General features: G+C 63.0%; 17 protein-coding genes and 1 pseudogene. 12 read left to right on the top strand and 6 right to left on the bottom strand.

Going from position 1 to position 16,707, the window contains the following annotated elements; genetic code table 11:
• The first annotated feature begins 26 nt into the window (after positions 1-26).
• Positions 27-521: a DUF302 domain-containing protein gene (locus ABIA90_RS05440; protein ID WP_354117540.1), complete on the top strand. Its 495-nt coding sequence runs from the start codon at positions 27-29 to the stop codon at positions 519-521.
• A 49-nt stretch (positions 522-570) separates the two neighbouring features.
• Here the strand turns inward: ABIA90_RS05440 and ABIA90_RS05435 are convergent.
• Positions 571-843, bottom strand: a pseudogene (locus ABIA90_RS05435) (MFS transporter); the annotation flags it as partial.
• A 372-nt stretch (positions 844-1,215) separates the two neighbouring features.
• Here ABIA90_RS05435 and ABIA90_RS05430 point away from each other — a divergent pair.
• Positions 1,216-2,286, top strand: a complete 1,071-nt coding sequence (locus ABIA90_RS05430) for a phosphatase PAP2 family protein (RefSeq protein WP_354117539.1) — start codon at positions 1,216-1,218, stop codon at positions 2,284-2,286.
• A 169-nt stretch (positions 2,287-2,455) separates the two neighbouring features.
• Here the strand turns inward: ABIA90_RS05430 and ABIA90_RS05425 are convergent, their stop codons facing one another.
• Positions 2,456-3,352, bottom strand: coding sequence for a LysR family transcriptional regulator (locus ABIA90_RS05425; RefSeq protein ID WP_354117538.1), 897 nt, complete (start codon positions 3,350-3,352; stop codon positions 2,456-2,458).
• Between the two features lie 288 nt (positions 3,353-3,640).
• On the opposite strand from ABIA90_RS05425, the gene ABIA90_RS05420 reads away from it, so the two are divergent.
• Positions 3,641-4,375, top strand: a complete 735-nt coding sequence (locus tag ABIA90_RS05420) for an SDR family NAD(P)-dependent oxidoreductase (protein WP_354117537.1) — start codon at positions 3,641-3,643, stop codon at positions 4,373-4,375.
• A 112-nt stretch (positions 4,376-4,487) separates the two neighbouring features.
• Here the strand turns inward: ABIA90_RS05420 and ABIA90_RS05415 are convergent, their stop codons facing one another.
• Complete coding sequence (locus ABIA90_RS05415) at positions 4,488-6,275, bottom strand: GmrSD restriction endonuclease domain-containing protein (protein WP_354117536.1); 1,788 nt, start codon at positions 6,273-6,275, stop codon at positions 4,488-4,490.
• A gap of 42 nt (positions 6,276-6,317) precedes the next feature.
• A complete protein-coding gene (gene guaA / locus ABIA90_RS05410; RefSeq protein ID WP_354117535.1) occupies positions 6,318-7,916 on the bottom strand; it encodes a glutamine-hydrolyzing GMP synthase in 1,599 nt (532 codons plus the stop codon).
• A 149-nt stretch (positions 7,917-8,065) separates the two neighbouring features.
• Between guaA and ABIA90_RS05405 the strand changes: the two genes are divergently transcribed.
• The 3 genes from ABIA90_RS05405 (at position 8,066) to ABIA90_RS05395 (ending at position 9,498) form a co-directional block, all read left to right on the top strand.
• Positions 8,066-8,434, top strand: a complete 369-nt coding sequence (locus ABIA90_RS05405; RefSeq protein ID WP_354117534.1) for a nuclear transport factor 2 family protein — start codon at positions 8,066-8,068, stop codon at positions 8,432-8,434.
• Positions 8,435-8,690: 256 nt separating this feature from the next.
• The gene (locus ABIA90_RS05400) at positions 8,691-9,023 is read left to right on the top strand and encodes a DHCW motif cupin fold protein (RefSeq protein WP_247312124.1); all 333 of its coding nucleotides are present in this window, start codon (positions 8,691-8,693) and stop codon (positions 9,021-9,023) included.
• 265 nt (positions 9,024-9,288) lie between these two features.
• Entirely contained in the window at positions 9,289-9,498 is a 210-nt protein-coding gene (locus tag ABIA90_RS05395) for a cold-shock protein (protein ID WP_008141931.1), read from the top strand.
• 213 nt (positions 9,499-9,711) lie between these two features.
• On the opposite strand, the gene ABIA90_RS05390 is transcribed toward ABIA90_RS05395, so the two are convergent.
• The gene (locus ABIA90_RS05390; protein WP_354117533.1) at positions 9,712-11,010 is read right to left on the bottom strand and encodes an RsmB/NOP family class I SAM-dependent RNA methyltransferase; all 1,299 of its coding nucleotides are present in this window, start codon (positions 11,008-11,010) and stop codon (positions 9,712-9,714) included.
• Positions 11,011-11,120: 110 nt separating this feature from the next.
• Entirely contained in the window at positions 11,121-11,495 is a 375-nt protein-coding gene (locus ABIA90_RS05385; protein ID WP_282522164.1) for an MAPEG family protein, read from the bottom strand.
• Between the two features lie 167 nt (positions 11,496-11,662).
• Here ABIA90_RS05385 and ABIA90_RS05380 point away from each other — a divergent pair, with 167 nt between their 5' ends.
• The 6 genes from ABIA90_RS05380 (at position 11,663) to ABIA90_RS05355 (ending at position 16,676) form a co-directional block, all read left to right on the top strand.
• Positions 11,663-12,277: an acriflavin resistance protein gene (locus tag ABIA90_RS05380; protein ID WP_354117532.1), complete on the top strand. Its 615-nt coding sequence runs from the start codon at positions 11,663-11,665 to the stop codon at positions 12,275-12,277.
• A 70-nt stretch (positions 12,278-12,347) separates the two neighbouring features.
• A complete protein-coding gene (locus ABIA90_RS05375; protein WP_354117531.1) occupies positions 12,348-13,190 on the top strand; it encodes a metallophosphoesterase family protein in 843 nt (280 codons plus the stop codon).
• A 141-nt stretch (positions 13,191-13,331) separates the two neighbouring features.
• On the top strand, positions 13,332-14,627 hold the full coding sequence (locus ABIA90_RS05370; protein ID WP_354117530.1) for an alanine racemase: 1,296 nt from the start codon (positions 13,332-13,334) through the stop codon (positions 14,625-14,627).
• 13 nt (positions 14,628-14,640) lie between these two features.
• Positions 14,641-15,285: an amino acid ABC transporter permease gene (locus tag ABIA90_RS05365; RefSeq protein WP_354117529.1), complete on the top strand. Its 645-nt coding sequence runs from the start codon at positions 14,641-14,643 to the stop codon at positions 15,283-15,285.
• A 25-nt stretch (positions 15,286-15,310) separates the two neighbouring features.
• Complete coding sequence (locus ABIA90_RS05360) at positions 15,311-15,961, top strand: amino acid ABC transporter permease (RefSeq protein ID WP_071914840.1); 651 nt, start codon at positions 15,311-15,313, stop codon at positions 15,959-15,961.
• The gene (locus ABIA90_RS05355; protein ID WP_354117528.1) at positions 15,948-16,676 is read left to right on the top strand and encodes an amino acid ABC transporter ATP-binding protein; all 729 of its coding nucleotides are present in this window, start codon (positions 15,948-15,950) and stop codon (positions 16,674-16,676) included. Before ABIA90_RS05360 ends, ABIA90_RS05355 begins: the two co-directional genes overlap by 14 nt.
• Positions 16,677-16,707 lie beyond the last annotated feature (31 nt).

Below are 16,707 nucleotides of genomic sequence, written 5' to 3'. Positions count from 1 at the left end.
CCATGAGAGTTGTTACAGAGGACAAAATGACAATCGCTAAAATCGAAGTAGAGCGCTTCAGCCTCACGAGCTTAAAATCATTCGACACTATTGTGGCGGCGCTCAAGTCGGCGGTCGGGCAGCCCAACATGGTCGAATTTTTCAAGGAAACGAGGGCGACAAATTCCTTCCCGGATTTGGAGCGCGTTGTACGAAGCGGCCTCGGCCGAACGGACCTTATGCTCTTCGCGGAATTTGACCTGGGCGACATTCTGCGTCGCGAAGCCGGATCCAAGACGCCTAAAATCATACGGCTTGTGATCGGCAATCCACTCATCATGAAAGAAATGGTCAAGCACGTGCCCGATGCTGGATCTTACGCTCCAGTCACGGTGCTCATTGATGAGCGTTCCGATGGCGTGCATGTCTCTTACGACAAAATGGAGAGTTTTCTGCTGCCTTATGGCAATTCGGACGCACTCACCGTTGCCCGAAATCTCGATGCGAAAATCACAACCTTGCTACGAGAATGTGCAAGCTGAACGTTCTCGACGCCTTCGGCCGATGGAAGTGCGATGGCCGGCTCGCCAGCTACGCCGTCCGCAGCACCGGCGCGGGCGGCTGCGGCGGCCGGATCAGCGCGAACGCGACCTGGATGATGCCACCGGCCAAGCCCAGCGCCACGCCGGTGCGCCAGGCCATGGTGTAGGAGCCGAGCGCGTCGTAGAGAACCCCTCCTCCGTAGGCGCCGAGGAAGCTGCCGATCTGGTGGCTCATGAAGGCGAGGCTTTGGATCATCGCCTGCCAGCGCAGGCCGAACATCTCGGCGACCGTGCCCGCGACCAGCGGGCCGACGCCCGTCCACGCGCAAAGAGCGGATAGCCTCGCACATTGAGTGCACTGTCACCGTAATCGCGAGTTCGGTCGAGAGGCCGGCGGCGTCGCCCGTCATGATGGCCCGCACAGCACGCGCGAAGGCAAATCCCAGCGCGGCGCACCAGCAATGCCGGTTCGCTTTGCGCCCAGAATCCGCCCTCCTCGTCGGTTCGCTTTGTGAATGGTCCTGATGGGCGCTCGACAAACGAGGATAACGGCTCTCGTTCACCCGCCGTTAACCTGGAACTTCTTTCGATTGTGCGACACGTCTTGCGCAACCCCTGATTATGATCGACTTTAGGTTGATCACGACGCTCATGCGAACCCATCGGTTCGTTTTGATTGCAAGGTTCGCTGGGAATGAAATCCGACGCAAGAATGACGGCGGTCAAGGGGAGCGCCGAGCCGCCGAGCAACTCTCATAAAATCGACGAGGATCCGCAAGCCGCCTGGCAGCTGTTCAACGCAAACTGGCTGATCATCGCCGTTATGGGGAGTCTGCTCGCGTTAGGGCTGACGTCCACCAATCTTCGTCTCGAACCGATCGCGTTTGGCACAACGCTGGCGATCGCGGCGGCCCTGCTCGCTGTCGCTTATCATCATCGGCTGACCAGGGGTGATCGCACCGATCCGAAGCTCTTTTTCTCGCTCGGAACGATTGGACAGGTCATTCTCACCTGCGCCATCGTAGGACCGCTTAGTTATGTCGCGGGAGCAATAGGGTATCCTCTCCAGGATCAGGCGCTGCTTTCTGTGGATCGCGCACTTGGTTTGGATCCCGAGCCCATCATTCGGTACGTCAACGACCACCCATGGCTTGCGATCATCTTGTCGCGCGCATATGGGCTGATCAAATGGCCACTGCTCGGCATTCCCATTGTACTCGTCCTCACGGCGCGGTACGCACGGCTGCAATTGTTTGTGCTCGCAATGAGTGTTGCGCTCGCGGTCGCAATCGCCATCTCTGTATTCGTGCCGGCCATCGGCACCTACTACGGATTGCAGCTGCCACCGGCTCGGTACCCGAACATCGACACATCGGTCTATGCTGGACAATTGCGGGACATCCTGGCCTTGCGTGACGGCAGCCTGCGCGAACTCGGACTTTTCAAGCTGGCCGGTATCGTTTCATTCCCGAGCTTCCATGCCGCGTCAGCCGTGCTCTACATGTGGGCGTTGTGGCCGGTACGCGCCGTGGGAGGCATCGCGGCAACTTTCAATATCCTGATGATCGCGGCGACCCCCGTGATCGGCGCACATTATTTGATCGATCTTGTTGGCGGCATTCTGCTCGCCGTAGCATCAATCCTGGCGGCGACGCGTTATCTCAAATGGCTCAACCGGACCCAGCGGACATCCGCCGCGTCGGCACCCGACTGGCCGCAAAAGCTCGCCAATTGTGCGAACGGCAGCCAGACACTGTCGCCTTAAGTTGGAAGTTGGCAGTGCCATCATCTCGGGCGGACTGCGCTTGTCTCGTCGAACTCTCAGCAAGGCCACGCTCAGGGCAATTTCCGCATAGGCCGCGATGTCGCTTGGAGCGTTCGCAGCTCGGCTTCCGACCGGATTGCGGCAAGCGTCGCCGGCGGCCTGACGCGCGTCAGTCGCGCGATACGGACAGCCCCGCGAGAAGCGGAGCGTACGCGGCGAGCCTGCGGGATACGAACTCGGTGAAGAGCCGCACGCGCTTCGTCTTGCGTGTCTCCCCCTGTGTGAGAAGCCAGAGCGTTCCGTACATGTGCAGGGCGGTGCCCGGCACCCTCACCAGCAGGGGGTCGGCATCGCCGACGAAGCACGGCAGTGTCGTCATCCCGAGCCCTTGCCGTGCAGCAACGATCTGCGCTCCGGCATCTGTGACCCTGAACGGAATTTCGGCGGTGCGAACCTCACCCTCGTGGGCCCAACCCGGAATTCCATGAATGCTTATGACGATCCACCTGACAGGATCAGGCGCGCCCGCACGCCACGCGGCTAGTCGATCCCTGGACATGTAGACGCCGCCGAACAGCTCCGGTCCCTTCAGGCCGTGAAGATTGAGCGGCAGGGTTTTGCGGTCGTAGACGACGCGGATCGCGACGTCGGCCTCCCGGTTGGTCAGATTTGCCAGCTCGCCGAACGACAGGATGTCCATCTCGATGTCCGGATGCAGACGCGCGAAATCGGCGAAATCAGGCATGAGCAGGTGTGTCGCCAGCGGCGGTGCCAGCGTCACCCGCAGAAGCCCGCGCACGCTCTGGTCGCGGCCGAAGACGCGCGTCTCCAGCTGGTGCGACGACGCTTCCATCTGGTCCGCGAGCTCGAGGACCTCCTCCCCCGCAGCCGTCAGGCGGTAGCCCGAAGGCAGCTTCTCGAACATGAGCGCCCCGAGCCGCTCCTCCAGTTGGGCGATGCGTCGCAGCACGGTCGAATGGTTCACCCCGAGGCGCTCGGCGGCGGCTCGCACCGAGCCTCCACGCGCGACGGCAAGAAAGTAGCGAACGTCATCCCAGTCGATCATGGTGCAATCCTGCACCGCCGGGGTGCGCCTTCCAAAGCCCGTCCAATACATCGAACAGCATCTCGTATGTGGGTAGCACGGGCGGTCATTGCAGCACATGCCGACTAGCGTGGCTCAATTCCGAACGGCGGACACCGACGTCGCGGCTGGCGTCAATTGTCCAGCCGGATCGATTTCGCACCACCGCTGTGCGCGCTTCCGCACTCAACGCCTGACGCCGGCGGACCTATGTCGAGGTCCTCGGGGGTCTCCCCGAACGACCAAAGACGGAGTCTCAAAGGAGAAGTCATGGGAAAGCTTGAAGGTAAGGTTGCAGTCGTCACGGGTGGATCGAGCGGTATGGCGTTGGCGAGCGCCAGGCGGTTCGTTGAAGAAGGCGCCTATGTCTTCATCACGGGCCGAAGGCAGGAGGCGCTCGACGAGGCCGTCAGGCTGATTGGCCGGAACGTGACCGGCGTGCGCGGCGACGCGGCCAATCTCGACGACCTCGACCGTCTGTTCGACACGGTCAAGCGGGACAAGGGCAGGATCGACGTCCTGTACGCGAGCGCCGGCATGGGCGAAGCCGTCCCACTGGGCGAGATTACCGAGCAGCATTTCGATGCGGCCTTCGGCCTGAATACGCGCGGCACGCTGTTCACGGTTCAGAAGGCGTTGCCGCTGTTTCGCGATGGCGGATCGATCTTCATGACCGGGTCAGTGGCGTCGGTGAAAGGTTTTCCCGGTTACGGCGTGTATGCAGCGAGCAAGGCGGCGTTGCGCTCATTCGCACGCACCTGGCTCAACGAACTGAAGGGCAGGAATATCCGGGTGAACGTGCTGAGCCCGGGGCCGATCGCCACGCCGATGCAGGACCAGGTTCTCACCGAGGAGGCGAAGCGGATGTTCGAATCCCTGATCCCGCGGGGAAAGATGGGTCGTCCTGAGGAAATTGCGGCGGTCGCGCTATTTCTTGCTTCAGACGATTCGAGCTTCGTAAATGGGGTGGAGTTGTCTGTCGACGGCGGCTTCTCGGCCATCTGAAAATCGGAGAAGCATGATGAGCTACGCAATTAGACGCAGTGTAAGCTGGACGGCACGGCGCGTCGCCCACCAATTCCACATCCTAAGACGACAGCTTCGTCACTATCGTTGATCATCCTGTGCCCGATCCAAATCGCAGAGCGATGCCCGCGACTTGCTTGGATGTCGTGGCGCGCTCGGTCGAATCCCCATTGCGCCAATAAACTTCATCGTCGACGTACGACAGTTCCTTTTGCGGCGGTACGGAAATCGCAATCAACCCCAAGCCGTAAAAGGAATTGAAATCCATATTCGAGAGCACCTCGTCCCGAAGCACAGGCGATAAACCAGATTTCTTGATTCCATCCTTCCATTTTGCGAAGTATTTCTCGACCGAAATACCAAGGCGATTGGCCTCTCGATTTACGCCGACAACGAACCTCTTGCCGATCTTCTTGGCATCGATACCATCAATTTTCTTAATGCGATCTGCATCGGCCTTCTTGTCTGTAACGCCTATCAATATCTTTCCTGTGCTCTTCGGGCCAATGTTTGCAACTGCACAAATTGTTTTGACGACTTTGGCGATCATCTGAGGGTCTTCGGCGCCATTGGGCTCCAAAACCAATAGCCCCTGCTTCAACTCATAGTTTGCCAGTTCGATTTCGGAACGACGAATGACACTCTCGATGTCGACTGCCGTATGATTGGAATAGATTTCTTCAGCCAACTTTGTCCCCTTTACAAAGTTGGAGCCAATGATTCCCTTGACGGCATTGACGTTCTTGCGCCGCTCTTCTGGAGCAGTAGCCTTCCGACCTGCCTCAATCCGGCTTGAGATGTTCTCCAATGCTTTTTGGAGCCCTTCGTAGTCCGCGACTTTCTTACCTTCTCCAACAATCAGCTCATGAAATGCAATCAGGAGAACCGCAAAGATCGAAGGAAATGCATTGGTGTTTGTCTTCGGGAAGATTAGGCTGCGGAGCTTAACAGGCTGACCAGCGTTGCAGACCTTCAACACCTCACCAATGCAAAATTTGATCTCATCGGTGACTTTGTTAGCGCCGTAGACCTCCAAGGCGTTTAGGATCCGATCGGACTCACTCGCTCCCTTTACGTAGATCTCATCGAGTGCGTCCTTCGATCTTTCAATGGGCTCACCGCCAACGATGCAAGCCACAATGTCAGCAATATACTGTTCGTCGAGGCTGTCTCTCAGGTCAGTAGACCTGAGAACTCCCTGGTTAACCCAAAAGACTTCGTCCGCCTTAACCTCATAGCCGTGATTGGACATCGGTAGATCGATACTGATGGATGGCATTGATTCAAGGGGCAGGACGTCGAGAGAAACATCCCCCCGAAGAAGGCTTGCTAGGTTCCGGACGGTCGAGGAAAACTCGTTCTGGACTCCTGCCTGCCTTCGCTCTTGATCGCTCAGACGATGCCCATACGTATTAATTCGATCAAAAACGTCGTTGATCTCGCCGTCCGACGCATTCCTCATTACGGACATAGCCAGAGAATAATCGAGCAAGGTAGAAACTTCCTTAGCTCCGACCAGCGCTGCATCCTTAGCTTTAGAAAAACGTCCATCGTCCGCAGCAGCCTTTGCTGTCGGAAAAAGATCAACGTGGAAATATTTCCCGTCCATGAGAGGAAAGGCGTTCTCAATGAACGATACAATCGAGTGGAGCCTTTGCAGTCCATCGATAATTTCGTACGTCGCCGGCCCGCCGTCGCGCTCAGCGAGCAAGATCGCTGGCACCGGATATTTTTTCAAGAATGACTCGATTAGCTTTTGCTTTTCCTCCAGCGTCCATACGAGTTTTCGCTGGTAGCGCCGGTTTACTAGAAGCTTGCCCTCACGGTACCAGCTATAGATGGTCTGGACAGATGTAGGCTGAGACGCCAAGTCGGCCATGAGATCTCCCGATCCTTGAATACCTAGGGCTTACTCGAGCCCCTACTCCCACTCAATCGTCCCAGGCGGCTTGCTCGTCACGTCGTACACCACCCGGTTCACGCCCTTCACTTCGTTGATGATGCGCGTGGCGGTCTCGCCCAGGAACTTCATGTCGAACTGATAGAAGTCCGCAGTCATGCCGTCGGTGGAGGTGACGGCGCGGAGGCCCACGACGTAGTCGTAGGTGCGGCCGTCACCCATGACGCCCACCGTCTTGACGGGAAGCAGCACGGCGAAGGCCTGCCAGATGTCGTCGTAGAGGCCGTGCTTGCGGATCTGGTCGATGTAGACCGCGTCAGCCTTGCGCAGGATGTCGAGCTTGTCGCGGGTGATGTCGCCGGGGCAGCGGATGGCGAGGCCGGGGCCCGGGAACGGGTGGCGGCCGACGAAGATTTCGGGCAGGCCGAGCTCGCGGCCGAGCTTGCGCACCTCGTCCTTGAACAGCTCGCGCAGGGGCTCGACGAGCTTCATGTTCATGCGCTCGGGCAGACCGCCGACATTGTGGTGCGACTTGATCGTCACCGAGGGGCCGCCGGTGAAGGAGACGCTCTCGATCACATCAGGATAGAGCGTGCCTTGCGCCAGGAAGTCGGCGCCGCCGATCTTCTTGGCCTCCGCCTCGAACACCTCGATGAAGAGGCGGCCGATGGTCTTGCGCTTGATCTCGGGGTCTGTGACGCCTTCGAGCTCGCCGAGGAATTGCTTGGAGGCATCCACGTGCACGAGCGGGATGTTGTAGTGGTGGCGGAACAAATCGACCACGGTCTTGGCTTCGTCGAGGCGGAGCATGCCGTGATCGACGAACACGCAGGTGAGCTGGTCGCCGATGGCTTCGTGGATCAGCACGGCCGCGACCGCTGAATCGACGCCGCCGGAGAGGCCGCAGAGCACCTTGCCCTTGCCGACCTGCGCGCGGATCTTTGCGATCTCCTCCTCGCGGAAGGCGCGCATGGTCCAGTCGCCGGAGAGGCCGGCGATCTTGCGGACGAAATTGCGGATCAGTTTTGCGCCGTCGGGCGTGTGCACCACTTCGGGGTGGAACATCAGGCCGTAATATTTGCGCGTCTCGTCCTGGATGATCGCGAACGGCGCGTTCGGTGAGGTGCCGGCCACCGAGAAGCCCGGCGGCATCTTGGTGATGCGGTCGCCGTGGCTCATCCAGACCTGGTTCTTGCCGCCCGGCGACCAGACGTCCTCGAACAGCTTGCTCGGCGCCTTCACCTCGACATCGGCGCGGCCGAATTCGCGATGATGGCCGCCCTCGACGGTGCCGCCGAGCTGCTCCGCCATGGTCATCTGGCCGTAGCAGATGCCGAGCACCGGCACGCCGGAGGCGAAGATCAACTGCGGGGCGCGCGGGGAGCCCGCTTCATGCACCGACTCAGGGCCGCCGGAGAGGATCACCGCTTTCGGCTTCATCTCCTTGAAGGCCTCTTCGGCCTTGTTGAACGGGACGATCTCGCAATAGACGCCGTCCTCGCGCACGCGACGCGCGATCAGCTGCGTCACCTGGCTGCCGAAGTCGACGATGAGAATCTTGTCGTGCGCCGAGGCCACCGAGGGCGTCGACGCGGAGCGGTCGTTCTGTGCTGCTGTCATGGCCAGCAAATACGCGACCGTGCCCCTGCCCGCAACCGCGCGATGCGCGCGCCCACATTCTTCTTTGGGCATGGACAAACGGATATAGGTAAGTATTATTGACCTAATTTGGCCCACGCGTCAAACAGGGGCCAATCAGGGAGAACGCGATGTCACAGCACCATCAGCCATCGACGCTTGCCGCGCTCGGCCGGACCTGGGTCGAGGCCTGGAACGCGCGCGATCTCGAGCGCGTGCTGACGCTCTATGCCGAGGACACCGTGATGACCTCGGACCGCATCCCCGCGATGGGGTTCGATGCCAGCGGCACCGTGCGCGGCAAGGACGCGCTGCGGGCGTATTGGGGCAAGGCGCTCGCGCTGCTGCCGGAGCTGCATTTTACGCTGATCGACGTGTTCGTGAGCCCGGACAGCGTGGTTGTGTTTTATGCGAACGAGCGGGGGAAGCGGATCTGCGAATATCTGCGGGTGAATGACGCGGGGCGGATCGTGCAGGGGTCGGCGAACCATTTGGCGTAGTGACGCTTGCGCGCATTGCTGTCGGCCACGCGCTTATCGTGTGCAGACGGCGCCGCCTCGCCCACCGCTGTCATTCCCCGCGCCAGCGGGGAATCCAGTACGCCGCGGCTTCTCCGTATCACGGCACGGCCTCTGGAATACCGGATCGCCCAATCAAGTCGGGCGATGACACCGAGTATCGCTCGCAATGACGGAGACTGCCGGACGCGCGTGCGCTAACACTGCGCCCGCCGGCTCTGAAACAGGATCACCACCGATGAAACTCCCCGCCTCCCCCTTCACCGTCACCGACTGGAGCAAGGTCGAGGCCACCACGCATCCCGGCGAGACCGGGCAGGCCAAGTGGCGGACGCTCAACATCGGCGATCTCCGGGTGCGGATGGTCGAGTATTCGCCGGGCTATCTCGCCGACCATTGGTGCGACCGCGGCCACGTGCTCTACGTGCTCAAGGGCGAGCTCGACTCGGAGCTGCGCGACGGCCGCAAGTTCAAGCTGACGGCGGGGATGAGCTACCAGGTCTCCGACTTCGGCGACGCCGCGCACCGGTCCTCGACGGCCACGGGGGCGACGCTTTTCATCGTGGATTGAGGGCTGTCGGGCGGCTCATTTGCACCGCAAAATAGCAAAGCCGCGCCACATGCCGGCCCACGGGTGGTGCCTTGAAGTAGCCCCAAATTCTCGCTATATTGTGATCATCGATACTTGGCCGAACGACTGGGCCGCTTCGCTTCGTTGCAGACGGGCGCGCACGCTTCAGATGACTTCCCCAAACATCGACTGAACAGGATCATGGGCGCAATTTCGCGTACCGGTCCACGTGCGTATCCTCTCTAACTAACTAAAGGAAATTCCCATGGCTATGGGCACCGTGAAGTGGTTCAACACCCAAAAGGGTTATGGTTTCATCCAGCCGGATGACGGCCAGAAGGACGTGTTCGTTCACATCAGCGCCGTCGAGCGCGCTGGCCTCTCCTCCCTCAACGAGGGTCAGAAGGTCTCGTTCGACATCGTCGCCGACCGCCGCAGCGGCAAGTCGTCGGCTGACAATCTCCGCGTCGGCTAACGCCCACGCACCGTTCTGACCACGGACGTACCGGCAGAACGTCGAGTTAGAAAGCCCCGCGAGCTTCGGTTCGCGGGGCTTTTGTTTTGGGGACCTGCGGCGCGGCACGCGCGGTGCCGTAGGGTGGGCAAAGGCGCGCTCTTCGCGCGCCGTGCCCACCATCTTTCACACTGCGAATGGTGGGCACGCTTTCGCTTTGCCCACCCTACGGAGCTACGTCTTCTTCAGCACCGAGACGAAGAACCCGTCCGTCCCCGTCCGCCGCGGTGTCATCAGCCAGCCTTCGTCTGACTGCAGCGCGGCCTTTGCAAAATCCTCCGCCTTGTCCCAGAGCACGCTTGCGGTCTGCTCGGGCGGCAAGATCGCGAACTCCGGATGCCGGGCCGTGAACGCCCTCACCTGCTCGCCGTTCTCTTCCGCGAGCACCGAGCAGGTGATGTAGGCGATGCGCCCGCCGGCCTTGACCAGCGGCACGGCGCGCTCCAGCACTTCGGCCTGGTCGCGCAGGCGGATCTCCAGCGCGCCGGGGCGCATGCGCCATTTGGCGTCCGGATTGCGGCGCCAGGTGCCGGTTCCGGTGCAGGGCGCATCGATCACGACGAGGTCGGCGGTGCCGCTGATGTCGGCCAGCGGATCGGCCTCGCCCTTGGGCGTGCGGACATCGGCATTGTGGACGCCGGCGCGCGACAGGCGCTCGTGGATCGGGGCAAGCTGGCGCTTGTCGCTGTCGGTGGCGATCAGCCGTCCCTTGCCCTGCATCATGGCTGCGAGCGCCAGCGTCTTGCCGCCGGCGCCGGCGCAGAGATCTATCACCTGCTCGCCGGGTTTTGCCGCGGTGAAGCTGGCCGCAAGCTGCGATCCCTCATCCTGCACTTCAACGGCGCCCTTGATGAAATCCTCCTCCGCCTGGAGGCCGGGATTGCGCGCATCGGCCGAAAGCTCGATGCGCAGGCCGTTTGCGGACCATGGCGTCGGTTCCGCATGAAGATGAGCAAGCCCGCGCAGCACCTTGTCACGATTGGATTTTAGCGTGTTGACGCGCAAATCCAGCGGCGCCCGGCTCGCCATCGCAGCCGCCTCCGCGGCGCGCTCCTCGCCGAACACTTTCGCAAAGTACGGGTCGAGCCAGTCCGGATAGTCGCCGGCGATCGCAGCCGGCGCGTCCTTGAGGGAACGCGAGGCCAGCGCGGCCTGCTCGGCCTCGGTCAGCGGCGCCGGTGCAAACCGGCTGCCGTCGAACAGCGCGCCCATGGTGGCCGCGTCCATGTTGCGCTCGAGGCGGAGCATGCCGATCAGCCGGGCGCGCGCGGTATCGGCGTCCATCAGGAAGGCGCTCGAGGCATAGCGGCGCAGCACGTCCCAGACGAGGCCCGCGATGGCGGCGCGGTCGCCGGAGCCGGCGAAGCGGTGCGCGGTGCCCCACTCCTTCAGCGCCTTGGCCGCCGGCACGCGGTCCTTCTCGATGGTGTCGATCAGTTCGATGGCTGCGGACAGCCGGGCAGCGGGAGTCATTTGAATCTTTCAGGTCAGGAATGGCTATTTTTGTTTTGCGCTGATCTTGTCGGAAAACCGGCATCCACTTTGCGCTAACGCGGCCCTCCGGGTCCGGATCATGCGCGCGCCTAGATCAACAACAGCATCTTCAGCGCGAAGTAGATCCACATCGCGAGCAGCACAAGCACGCCCGCGAGCCAGATCGTGGAGCGCCGGCCGAGATCGTTGGAGGAGACGAACACGCCGGCATGGGCAAAGCGCGTCACCACAAACACCCAGGACATCAGCACGATGAAGAGATCGGCATGGCGCAAGGGCAGCGCCAGCGCGATCAGCGCGTAGAACAGCACCGGCAATTCGAACTGCTCGCCCAGCGCAATGTCGCGGCTCTTGGTCTCGCCGGAGACCGGCGAACGCCGGCGCGCCAGCGCCATTCCGATCAGGAGTGCGAAGGTGAGACCGACCTGCACGAAGACAGGCAGCAAAACCATTTGGATGGACATCGGAACTTTCCCGTAGGGCGGAACACCGCGGACCGTCATTAGCCGCGACTGCTGGCGCTGACAATCAACGAGTTGAACCGGTGTTCCCGGTCCCGCGACCAAAGCCCGATAGTTAAAGCGATTTCGGCCCCTGGGACCGCAAGGCGAGCGAGCGCCAAGAGACTGACATGAACACCCTCTCCAGCCTTTTGACCGAATCCGCGGACGGCCGGCTCGGCGTCCTGATGTCGGCGCTGTCAGGCATGGCGGCGGCGCTCGCGGTCGCGCTGGCGATGACGGTGTACTTCCGCCTGAGCTACCGGAGCTGGCGCGACGTCGTCAGGCATGGCCTCGCCACTCTGGCCGCCCTCGCCCTGTTTGCCTTCGCCGCCTACGACATGCGCCACGCCGCGCTAGCTTATCTCGGCCTCAACCCGTCCAAGCCGGCGGTCGAGTTCGAGATCCGGATGCCCAGGGAAACGCTGACGGCGGTGACCGACAGCCAGATCGAGCTGCACACCGACCGCAACCAGACGCTGGCGCTGGTCGATGGCGTGCGCGAGCTCGGTGATGGCCGCTCCGTGCTGCGCGGCGCCGTGGCGCTCAACCACCGCACCGCCGACCGCGTGCTGGTCGTGAACCTGCCCGGCAAGGGCACCTTTGAATTCCGTCTCCGCCTGCCCGCCGAGCCGCACCGGTCCGAGCAGTTCGGGCCCTGGCACCTCGCCGACCGCATCGCCTCGCCGGCAACCGGCAGCGGCGCCTCGCAGGACGCCTACACGATCCGCTATCGCGTGCTTTAAACTTTGTTTCATGGCGATGCATGCGCGTGCCGTCATCGTTCCGACGTGCGACAACGCGTATGCTGATGCCATGTCCGAATTTCGCCTCACGCAGATTTCCGACACTCATCTCGGCCGGCGCTTCCCCGGCCTGATCGCCAACTTCGATCGCGTCAGCGAACACATCGACGCTGATAGGCCCGACCTCGTCGTCAACACCGGCGACGTCTCCTTTGACGGGCCGACAAGTCGCGACGATGTCGAATTCGCCAAGAGCCTGCACGACGCCCTGCCCGTCGCCTGCCGCTACCTCCCCGGCAATCACGACATCGGCGACAATCCGACCGCGATCGGGCCTGCGCCCAAGCCGCCGGTGGAGGAAAAGCACCGCCAACAATTCCGCGACATCATCGGCGAGGACCATTGGTCGTTCGAAGCGGCCGGCTGGCACTTCATCGGTCTGAACTCGCTGGTGATGAATTCCGGGCTCGCCTTCGAGGCTGAGCAGTTCGACTGGTTGTCCCGGGAAATGGCGCGCATCAACGGCAGGCCGATCGCGCTGTTCGTGCACAAGCCGATGTTTCTCAACCTGCCCGACGACCCCGAGACGCCGGAGACCTCGATCCGCTACGTGCCGCAGCCGGCACGCGCGCGCCTGATCGAGATGTTCTCGACTGTGGACCTGCGCCTCATCGCCAGCGGCCACGTGCACCAGCGGCGCGACTTCACCTGGCGCCACACCCGCCATGTCTGGGCGCCGTCGGCCGGCTTCAGGATCAACGACGCGCGCCAGGACCCGATCGCGATCAAGGAAGTCGGGCTCGTCGAGTACCGCTTCCGGCCGAACAGTTTTGAAGTTCGTCACGTCAGGGCCGCGGGCCAGGTCGATGTCGATATCGAGGAGCTGCTCGCCCAGATGGGCGGCGAGCACTAGCCCAATTCACGGGCACAGCACCCTACCTAAATACCTTGCTGCATCGAATTCGCGCCAAGATTGGCTAGAATGCGCTAATGACAACGTTGTCATTCCGACATATCGTTCCCGAGCGGTCGAGGGGCCGCTGAGGGAGCGACGATGCAGTTCTTGTCCCGGTGGGAGAGCCAACGTCTTTCAACGACCACGCGGGGCATTCCCCTGGTCGATGGCCTGCCGATCGAGGAGATCGCCCGCCAGGATTGGCAGCCGTGCCGCGGCGATCTCGCCCTGCCCGCCCTCACGCTCGATGAAGCCGCCTTCGCAGCCAACCGCGACCTCTTCCTGCGCTGGTGCAAGGGCGCCGGCGTTGCCGTTGCGCCCCACGCCAAGACGCCGATGTCGCCGGAGCTCGCCCGGTCGCTGCACGAGGCCGGCGCCTGGGGCACGACGGTTGCCAACATCCAGCAGGCCGCCGTGCTGCTCGCGAGCGGCGAGCGGCGCCTGCTTCTGGCCAATGAGATCGGCGGGCTCGCGGCCGGCCGGCGGCTCGGCGTGTTGCTCGGCGCCTATCCCGACGTCGAATTTCACGCCTTCGCGGATTCACCGGCGGCGGTCGCGGCACTGGCGGAAGCAGCCCGGATTGCGGGCCGCAGCGAATTGTCCGTGCTGGTCGAGCTCGGCGCGGGCCGGGCCGGGGCGCGCGATCGCGCCGCGGTCGAAGCGACGATTGCGGCCGTGCTCGCGGCCGACGGCCTCCTGCTCGGCGGTGTCGCCACTTACGAAGGCGCGGTCGCAACGCCCGACGCCGACGAGACGATGCGCGCGATCGCGGCGCTGATGGAGCGCACCATCGCGGCCTTCGCGCTGGTACGTCATGCAGCCCCGGACCGGCCGCTGATCATCAGCGCCGGCGGCTCAGCCTATTTCGACGTCGTCGCCCGCGCGCTCGCACCGAGCGCGCAGGCCGACGGCAACGCCGGCGTCCTGCTGCGCTCGGGCGCCGTGTTCTTCGCCGATCACGGCATTTACGCGCGCGCTTTCGCCGAACTCGACCGTCGCGGCGGTCTCGTCATCGACGGCGCGCGGCACTCGGCGGCCGAGGGTTTCAAACCTGCGCTTAAACTTTGGGCCGAGGTGCTGTCGCGGCCGGAAGCGGGCCTCGCGATCGCGGGCTTCGGCATGCGCGATGCCTCGTTCGACCAGGGGCTGCCGGTTCCGCTGCGCGTCTTCCGCGACGGCGTCGCGCAGCAAGGGCTCGCCGAGACCTTGTCGGTCACCCGTCTCAATGACCAGCATGCATTCCTGTCCGTTGCGCCCGATGGCACGCTTGCGGTCGGCGACGTCATCGCCTTCGGCATCTCGCATCCCTGCACCTGCCTCGACCGCTGGCGCGTCATCCTCGGCCTCGACGCCGACGGCGTCGTGACGCGCGCCCTCCCCACCCAGTTCGGCTGAGGCGGCGCGCGCGATGAATTTCCTGCCGCTGTGGCGCTATCAGAACCAGCTCATCGACGGGGCCATCGTCACGCTCGAACTGACGGTGATCGCGGCGCTGGCCGGGCTTCTGATCGGCGTTGCCGGCGCGGTCGCGCTGAACGGCCGCATCACGCCGTTGCGCTGGCTGGTGCGCGGCTACATCGAGCTGTTCCGCAACACGCCGTCGTTGATCCAGATCTTCATCGTGTTCTTCGTGCTGCCGAACTTCGGCCTGAAGCTGCCGGCGTTCGAAGCCGCTGCCGTCGCGCTGTCGCTCTATTTCGGGGCCTACTCGGTCGAGATCATCCGTGCCGGCCTCGACTCCGTGCCGAAGAACCAGATCGAGGCCGGCCAATGCCTTGGCCTGTCGGGCTGGCAGGTGTTCCGTCACATCCTACTGCCGCCGGCGCTGCGCAACGCCTATCCGGCCGTGACCAGCCAGTTCGTCCTGCTGCTGCTCGGCACCTCGCTCGCTTCGCAGGTCGCGACCGACGAGCTGTTCCACGTCGCGGGCTTCATCGAGAGCCGCACCTATCGCAGCTTCGAGGTCTATGCGGTGATCTGCGTCGTCTATTTCACGATGGCGATGTCGTTCAAGGCGCTGTTCGCCATCATCGGTCTGGCGGCCTTCCGCTGACCGCGGCGGCGCTGAGGGGACAGCGATGCGATCCTTCACCCTCATCGATTTCGTCTCGCTGTTCGCGGCGCTGCGCTGGACAGTTGCGCTCGTCGTGCTCGCGCTCGCCTTCGGTGCGCCGCTGGCGTTAGCGCTCGCCACGGGCCGCATCAGCCGCTTCGCTGGGCTCCGCTGGACGATGGCGGCGTGCATCCAGATCGTCCAAAGCGTGCCGCTGCTCGGGCTGCTGTTCTTCTTCTATTTCGGCATGCCGATGTTCCTGGGCATCCAGGTGCCGGCCCTCGTTGCCGTCACCGTCGCCTACACGCTCTACACCGCCGCCTTCCTCGGCGAGATCTGGCGCGGCGGGCTGGAAGCCGTGAAGCAGGCGCAATGGGAGGCAGGCAGCTGTCTCGGCCTCTCCGCCTGGCAGCAATTCCGCCACATCATCGCGCCGCAAGCACTGCGGCTGTCGCTACCGCCGACCGTTGGCTTCCTGGTGCAGCTGATCAAGGGCACCTCGCTCGCCTCGATCCTCGGCTTCGTCGAGCTTGCCCGCGCAGGCCAAGTGGTGAGCGCGGCGACGTTCCAGCCGCTGCTCACCTACGCGCTGGTCGCCGCTATCTATTTCGCGCTGTGCCTGCCGCTCACGCTCTGGTCCCGCTCTCTGGAGGCCCGCCTCGATGGCTCTCGTTGAAATCCGCGACGTGCACAAAACATTCGGCAAGGTCGAGGTGCTCAAGGGCGTCTCGCTCGACGTCGAGGAAGGCGAGATCGTCACGATCATCGGCCGCTCCGGCTCCGGCAAGTCGACGCTGCTCCGCTGCATCAATGCACTGGAGAGCGTCGATTCCGGCGAGATCCGCGTCGAGGGCGAGAAGGTCCAGGCCAGGATGCCTGACCTGAAGGCATTCCGTCAACGCGTCGGCATCGTGTTCCAGGCTTTCAACTTGTTTCCGCACCTGAAGGTCGAGCGCAACATTACGCTGGCTCCGCTCCTCACCGGCCGCATCGACAAAGCGAAAGCGCGTGCACTGGCGGAAGATGTGCTGACCAGGGTCGGCCTCGCCGACAAGATCGACGCCTGGCCGGAGCAGCTCTCCGGCGGCCAGCAGCAACGCGTCGCCATCGCGCGCTGCCTCGCCATGGCCCCTCACCTTATGCTGTTCGACGAGGTGACCTCCGCGCTCGACCCCGAGCTCGTCGGCGAAGTGTTGAAGGTGATGGAGGCGATGGCGAAGCAGGGCATGACCATGATCCTCGTCACCCACGAGATGGGGTTTGCCCGCAACGTCGCCAACCGCATCGTCTTCATGCATCAGGGCCGCGTCTGGGAACAGGGACCGCCGGCAAAACTGTTCGCCAATCCTGAAACCCCCGAGCTCGCCAGCTTCATCGCGTCCGCCAAATAACCATCCACCAATCCCCGATCAGGAGAGAGCC

The sequence above is a fragment of the Bradyrhizobium sp. LA6.8 genome (assembly GCF_040547935.1).
Lineage (GTDB): Bacteria > Pseudomonadota > Alphaproteobacteria > Rhizobiales > Xanthobacteraceae > Bradyrhizobium > Bradyrhizobium barranii.
Note: the sequence above shows the minus strand (reverse complement) of the source record. Positions and strands in the feature narration are given on the sequence as shown.